The following is a 3,026-nucleotide window of genomic DNA, read 5'->3' as shown; positions in this document are numbered from 1 at the left end:
TTTTTTAAAAACTGAAGGCAAAATAATCTGGAAAACTGTATTTAAAAGTCTATCTCTTCAAACTCATTCAAGCGTTTGGTATTTCTTTGAGTCCACAAAACCCCTTGGGTGTTGTATGGTTAAGCCTCACGGGCAATTAGTACAGGTTAGCTCAATGCCTCGCAGCACTTACACACCCTGCCTATCAACGTCGTAGTCTACGACAACCCTTTAGGACACTTATAGTGCCAGGGAAAACTCATCTCAAGGCTCGCTTCCCGCTTAGATGCTTTCAGCGGTTATCGATTCCGAACTTAGCTACCGGGCAATGCCATTGGCATGACAACCCGAACACCAGAGGTTCGTCCACTCCGGTCCTCTCGTACTAGGAGCAGCCCCTTTCAATTTTCCAACGCCCACGGCAGATAGGGACCGAACTGTCTCACGACGTTCTAAACCCAGCTCGCGTACCACTTTAAATGGCGAACAGCCATACCCTTGGGACCGACTTCAGCCCCAGGATGTGATGAGCCGACATCGAGGTGCCAAACACCGCCGTCGATATGAACTCTTGGGCGGTATCAGCCTGTTATCCCCGGAGTACCTTTTATCCGTTGAGCGATGGCCCTTCCATTCAGAACCACCGGATCACTATGACCTGCTTTCGCACCTGCTCGAATTGTCATTCTCGCAGTCAAGCGGGCTTATGCCATTGCACTAACCACACGATGTCCAACCGTGTTTAGCCCACCTTCGTGCTCCTCCGTTACTCTTTGGGAGGAGACCGCCCCAGTCAAACTACCCACCAGGCACTGTCCGTAATCCCGATTCAGGGACCAACGTTAGAACATCAAAACTACAAGGGTGGTATTTCAAGGACGACTCCACCACATCTAGCGACGCGGTTTCATAGTCTCCCACCTATCCTACACATGTAGGTTCAATGTTCAGTGCCAAGCTGTAGTAAAGGTTCACGGGGTCTTTCCGTCTAGCCGCGGGTACACTGCATCTTCACAGCGATTTCAATTTCACTGAGTCTCGGGTGGAGACAGCGTGGCCATCATTACGCCATTCGTGCAGGTCGGAACTTACCCGACAAGGAATTTCGCTACCTTAGGACCGTTATAGTTACGGCCGCCGTTTACCGGGGCTTCGATCAAGAGCTTCGACCGAAGTCTAACCCCATCAATTAACCTTCCGGCACCGGGCAGGCGTCACACCGTATACGTCATCTTACGATTTTGCACAGTGCTGTGTTTTTAATAAACAGTTGCAGCCACCTGGTATCTGCGACTCTCGTCTGCTCCATCCGCAAGGGACTTCACTGATAAGAGCGTACCTTCTCCCGAAGTTACGGTACCATTTTGCCTAGTTCCTTCACCCGAGTTCTCTCAAGCGCCTTGGTATTCTCTACCCGACCACCTGTGTCGGTTTGGGGTACGATTCCTTACAATCTGAAGCTTAGAGGCTTTTCCTGGAAGCATGGCATCAATGACTTCACTACCGTAGTAGCTCGACATCGTATCTCAGCGTTAATGAAAGTCCGGATTTACCTAAACTTTCCGCCTACGTACTTGAACCTGGACAACCGTCGCCAGGCCCACCTAGCCTTCTCCGTCCCCCCATCGCAATTGTAAGAAGTACGGGAATATTAACCCGTTTCCCATCGACTACGCCTTTCGGCCTCGCCTTAGGAGTCGACTTACCCTGCCCCGATTAACGTTGGACAGGAACCCTTGGTCTTCCGGCGAGGGAGTTTTTCACTCCCTTTATCGTTACTCATGTCAGCATTCGCACTTCTGATACCTCCAGCAGCCCTTACAGACCACCTTCAACGGCTTACAGAACGCTCCCCTACCCCACATACCCTAAGGTACGTAGCCGCAGCTTCGGTGTATAGCTTAGCCCCGTTACATCTTCCGCGCAGGCCGACTCGACCAGTGAGCTATTACGCTTTCTTTAAATGATGGCTGCTTCTAAGCCAACATCCTGGCTGTCTGAGCCTTCCCACATCGTTTCCCACTTAGCTATACTTTGGGACCTTAGCTGGCGGTCTGGGTTGTTTCCCTCTCCACGACGGACGTTAGCACCCGCCGTGTGTCTCCCGGATAGTACTTACTGGTATTCGGAGTTTGCAAAGGGTTGGTAAGTCGGGATGACCCCCTAGCCTTAACAGTGCTCTACCCCCAGTAGTATTCGTCCGAGGCGCTACCTAAATAGCTTTCGGGGAGAACCAGCTATCTCCAGGTTTGATTGGCCTTTCACCCCTAGCCACAAGTCATCCGCTAATTTTTCAACATTAGTCGGTTCGGTCCTCCAGTTGATGTTACTCAACCTTCAACCTGCCCATGGCTAGATCACCTGGTTTCGGGTCTAATCCTAGCAACTGTACGCCCAGTTAAGACTCGGTTTCCCTACGGCTCCCCTAAACGGTTAACCTTGCTACTAAAATTAAGTCGCTGACCCATTATACAAAAGGTACGCAGTCACACCACGAAGGTGCTCCTACTGCTTGTACGTACACGGTTTCAGGTTCTATTTCACTCCCCTCACAGGGGTTCTTTTCGCCTTTCCCTCACGGTACTGGTTCACTATCGGTCAGTCAGTAGTATTTAGCCTTGGAGGATGGTCCCCCCATATTCAGACAGGATATCACGTGTCCCGCCCTACTCGTTTTCACTGATTATGATGTGTCGGTTACGGGGCTATCACCCTTTACTGCGAGACTTTCCAGACTCTTCACCTGCATCATTAAAAGCTTAAGGGCTAATCCAATTTCGCTCGCCGCTACTTTCGGAATCTCGGTTGATTTCTCTTCCTCGGGGTACTTAGATGTTTCAGTTCCCCCGGTTTGCCTCCTGTTGCTATGTATTCACAACAGGATACTTACTTATGTAAGTGGGTTTCCCCATTCAGGAATCCCAGACTCAAAAGGTTATTACTACCTAATCTGGGCTTATCGCAAGTTATTACGCCTTTCATCGCCTCTGACTGCCAAGGCATCCACCGTGTACGCTTAGTCACTTAACCATACAACCCGAAAGGGT

1 rRNA gene is annotated in these 3,026 nt (G+C 50.4%); it reads right to left on the bottom strand.

The window, feature by feature from the left end:
• Window positions 1–115: 115 nt before the first annotated feature.
• Window positions 116–3,009: ribosomal RNA gene (locus AB4623_RS13610) — 23S ribosomal RNA — on the bottom strand.
• Between the last annotated feature and the right edge of the window lie 17 nt (window positions 3,010–3,026).

Source organism: Vibrio sp. 10N.222.52.C12 (assembly GCF_041474215.1).
GTDB lineage: Bacteria > Pseudomonadota > Gammaproteobacteria > Enterobacterales > Vibrionaceae > Vibrio > Vibrio crassostreae_C.
This window is presented reverse-complemented; position numbering and strand designations above follow the sequence as displayed.